This window comes from Acinetobacter sichuanensis, from assembly GCF_003024515.2.
GTDB lineage: Bacteria > Pseudomonadota > Gammaproteobacteria > Pseudomonadales > Moraxellaceae > Acinetobacter > Acinetobacter sichuanensis.
The window spans coordinates 1-3,723 of the sequence record NZ_PYIX02000101.1; the positions used below are offsets into that span (position 1 = coordinate 1).

The 3,723-nt window shown below is 40.4% G+C and carries 3 protein-coding genes and 1 pseudogene; 1 reads left to right on the top strand and 3 read right to left on the bottom strand.

Annotated elements, in window-relative coordinates; all coding sequences use genetic code 11:
* Positions 1–115: 115 nt before the first annotated feature.
* Both C9E89_RS21865 and C9E89_RS24200 read right to left on the bottom strand, forming a co-directional pair.
* Complete coding sequence (locus C9E89_RS21865; RefSeq protein ID WP_024160689.1) at positions 116–487, bottom strand: transposase; 372 nt, start codon at positions 485–487, stop codon at positions 116–118.
* Entirely contained in the window at positions 435–749 is a 315-nt protein-coding gene (locus tag C9E89_RS24200; protein WP_171250768.1) for a transposase family protein, read from the bottom strand. Before C9E89_RS24200 ends, C9E89_RS21865 begins: the two co-directional genes overlap by 53 nt.
* 495 nt (positions 750–1,244) lie before the next feature.
* Here C9E89_RS24200 and C9E89_RS21875 point away from each other — a divergent pair, with 495 nt between their 5' ends.
* Complete coding sequence (locus C9E89_RS21875) at positions 1,245–2,864, top strand: oleate hydratase (RefSeq protein ID WP_107010214.1); 1,620 nt, start codon at positions 1,245–1,247, stop codon at positions 2,862–2,864.
* Between the two features lie 285 nt (positions 2,865–3,149).
* On the opposite strand, the pseudogene C9E89_RS21880 reads toward C9E89_RS21875, so the two are convergent.
* Positions 3,150–3,584: pseudogene (locus tag C9E89_RS21880) on the bottom strand (IS5 family transposase); the annotation flags it as partial.
* Between the last annotated feature and the right edge of the window lie 139 nt (positions 3,585–3,723).

Sequence of the window (3,723 nt, forward strand, 5' to 3'; positions counted from 1 at the left end):
GTTTACAATACCAGCGCACAGCCCAAAGAATGATTTCGCCCTGAAAATGCCGACCATGGAAAGGATTCATATGCTGCATCTTTAGCTAAAACAGTCTTCAGCTTACCATTCGTGGTTATTTGCAACAGTGCCCAAATACATGCTCGATCCCGATTCTTCTTTTGTTGATTTCCTGATTATAGATTTTGAGTTCAGGATCCAGTTTACAGCGTCTTTTGGCTTTTAACGGCAACAGGCTATTAGGATACACAGCATAAATTCCCAGGTAGCCTTTATCTGCAAGGATAAAAGCTCCTGAAGGAATCTGCTTTAAATTGCGTTTGAATAGCTCGAAATCATGCACCGTACCGCGATCAGTGCATAAACTCAGAATTTGCTGAGTTTTATAATGGATGATGGCCTGTACTTTAAAGGTATGGGTCTTTTTCTTGCCACTATAGTTTTTCTTCTGTTTTTTTAGGCCTTTGAATTGGAATTTCTGTGGCATCCAGGATCACCACATTCCAGTCTATGCCTTCGCTTTCGGGCAAATTCTTCGGTAAATTAAACAGCTTGGACTGAATCAGGCAATCTTCAACATGACGTACAATTCTTGAGGCTGTAGGCTCTGAAACCCCATAACTCGTAGCAATGTGAAATAAAGTTCGGTATTCCCGCCAATAGTTCAGACAGAGCAGAACCTGATCCTCCACACTTAACTTGGGTGGTCTGCCTTTAGCTGGAACATGCTTCTGCAATTGCTCAACCATTTAAATAAAAGGTTGACCATGAGATGCCTGTATATCGCTTAAACTGTGTTTCAGAAAGCTTCTTTGAATCAATGTATTTCATCCGCAGATTATGCACGAATGCTAAGAAAATTAGAGTACAAATATCAATCAAAAAGGTGCTCGTTTTTTGATTTATGAAAGAGATCTATTATTCAATTATATCTTTTAATGATCAATAGAAAGCCTAGTTTCAAACACATTCTTCAGACACAAACAAATATGATCAAAATAGAGTGATTACTCAATAAAATAATAAAATCAATTGCTTAAATTATATTTTATTTTAAAAAAAATACAAATGTGTATTAAAAATAGCCATCATACGTCTATTTTCGATTACAAAATATAATGAGGGGGTTGCTTCCCTTTTCATGCATTTTTAATATATAAAAAGACTTACTATTTATAAGGTTTTATTTCTAAAAACCACATTTTTAACTTCATAATTTTTAACATCATAATTAAAGGTGAACCATGCAAAATAAGAAGCGCACCCCATTAGACGCGCAACAGTCCCATCTTTGGATCATTGGTGGTGGTATTGCAGGTATGGCTGCCGCTGCATTTGCAATCCGTGATGCCAAAGTCCCTGCCAAAAATATCCATATTTTAGAAGAACTCGATATTTCAGGTGGCTCGATGGATGGCGGACATACACCGCATGCCGCACAAGCTTGGGTAACACGTGGCGGGCGCATGCTGACCGATGAAACTTATTTGTGCCTATGGGACTTATTTTCCAGTATTCCATCTTTGGAAAATCCAGACATTTCGGTGCGTGAAGAATGTCGTGAATTTAATGAACAAGTGAAAACCCACGCCAATGCACGTTTGATTGATGCCGAACATGTCATTGCGGATGCAGCAAAGCTTGGTCTGAATACACTACATCGTGCACAGATGCTGCGCCTATTGGCTTCAAAAGAAGAAAAAATTGGCAGTCGCCGTATTGATGAGTTTTTTGATGAAGCCTTTTTTGAAACCAATTTCTGGCGCATGTGGCGCACGACTTTCGCTTTTCAAAAATGGCACAGTGCAGCAGAGTTAAGACGCTATTTCTTGCGTTTTATTCAAGAATTGCCACGCATTCATACCTTAGCAGGTGTGAAACGGACCAAGTACAACCAATATGACTCGATGATTCTGCCCCTACAGCGTTGGCTAGTCGCACAAGGCGTCGATGTGCGTTTTGGACACTATGTCACAGATGCAGACTTCATTACCAATGCTGAAACTCAAGAACGCTACGCTTCACGCCTATATGTACAATTGCCTGAAGGCTCAGAGCAAATTAATCTGAAAGCCAATGATTTAGCTATTTTCACTTTAGGCTCTATTACAGCAGACTCACGTTATGGCGGTAATCATGACGTGCCTGCCCTTATTCGTCATCGAGAAGATCATGGCTGGACGCTTTGGGAAACGCTGGCACAAAAAGCCCCAGACTTTGGCCGTCCAATGACTTTTTATGGCAATGTCGATGAACATAAGTGGGAGTCTTTCACTCTGACCATGAAAGATGACGTGCTACTTAAACGTATTATTGACTATACAGGCAATGAACCAGGCACAGGCGCACTCATGACTTGGTATGAGTCGGGTTGGCATTTATCCATCGTGGTTCCTGCACAGCCACACTTTGCCGACTTACCTGAAGGTTTATATACCTTATGGGGCTACGGTTTCCAAATTGACCATATAGGCGATTACATCAAAAAACCAATGTCCGAAGCCACGGGGCAAGAAATCCTAACAGAACTGATTAAACAGCTCGGTTTTGACGACATTTTAGATCATGTTTTGGCAACGACTGATGTTACTACCGCCATGATGCCATACGCCTCTGCCCTATTCGCCTGCCGTAAACCGGGGGATCGTCCACAGGTAATTCCACAAGGCTCACAAAACTTTGCTTTCCTTGGACAGTTTGTGGAAATTGAAGATGACGTGGTCTTTACTGTGGAATATTCAGTTCGTGGGGCGATGCTTGCCATTTATGAATTTTTTGGGGTGGAACGTGAAATCCCTGAAATTTACAACGGTCTACTTGATCCCAAAGTGGGTTTAAAAGCTTTAGAAACAGTGTTCCACTAAGTTTTTAATATATAGCGATAAGAGCACCTTTATGTCGCCACTATTACATAGTTTAATTTAAGCAACGTTTGGATACACGAGTGTGGCAGGGATGCCACACGTTATCCATCATAATAGGGATGTTATGTATGTGTAACAAAGGCTTTTGCTTTCTTTTGGCTTATCAAAAGTAAGGGTATTGCCTACACAAACACCTTTTATACTTTATTGAAAGTTGAGGCCGTGTACGCACCTAATTTTAAATTGGATAAAAAGAAAAATTAGATAAAACTTTATACGTCATTATTGGCGACGATATTCAGCTCCATGTTTCTTGCGTTTCCATTCGCCCTCACCTAGAAACTTCATGCCTGTAGAGTCTGCGAGTAGATGCAGTCCATCGCTATTTTTTTGGTAGCTGATTGCAATATCAATATGCTTTTGTCTTCTACAAAGCGTACTGTAATCTGGTGCGGTCCAATTTAATCCGCAAAGTTTAATCAGACTTTGCACAAAGCCAGTGACCATACGTAAAGATAGACGGAATAAGGATTTAATCATTAAGCAGCATTGGATAGCTGCGTCGGAGTAGGTTTGATTTCGCCCTTGTTTGCCTTTTGATGGCGCACACCATTGCGTAGCAGGATCAAACCAAATGGCAATATTTCCGCGATTCATGAGTGCTCGGTTATATGCGGACCAATTGGTTGTGCGGTAGATTTTGTGTGTAGGCTTCTTCATTTGAAAATTATATCGCTGAAAAAGCCTGTACAGATAGGTTTGTGCAACAAAGCCCACCAGAGCGGCTTTTTATTGATTATTCATGTTCCACGCTTAAAATTCGAACAGTGTTTCATGATTTTTATAAGTTAAACTAAAT

Excerpts from the sequence above, each read along its gene's own strand:
- C9E89_RS21865 (WP_024160689.1), bottom strand. The coding sequence starts at position 487 with ATGCCACAGAAATTCCAATTCAAAGGCCTAAAAAAACAGAAGAAAAAC.
- C9E89_RS24200 (WP_171250768.1), bottom strand. The coding sequence starts at position 749 with ATGGTTGAGCAATTGCAGAAGCATGTTCCAGCTAAAGGCAGACCACCC.
- C9E89_RS21875 (WP_107010214.1), top strand. The coding sequence starts at position 1,245 with ATGCAAAATAAGAAGCGCACCCCATTAGACGCGCAACAGTCCCATCTT.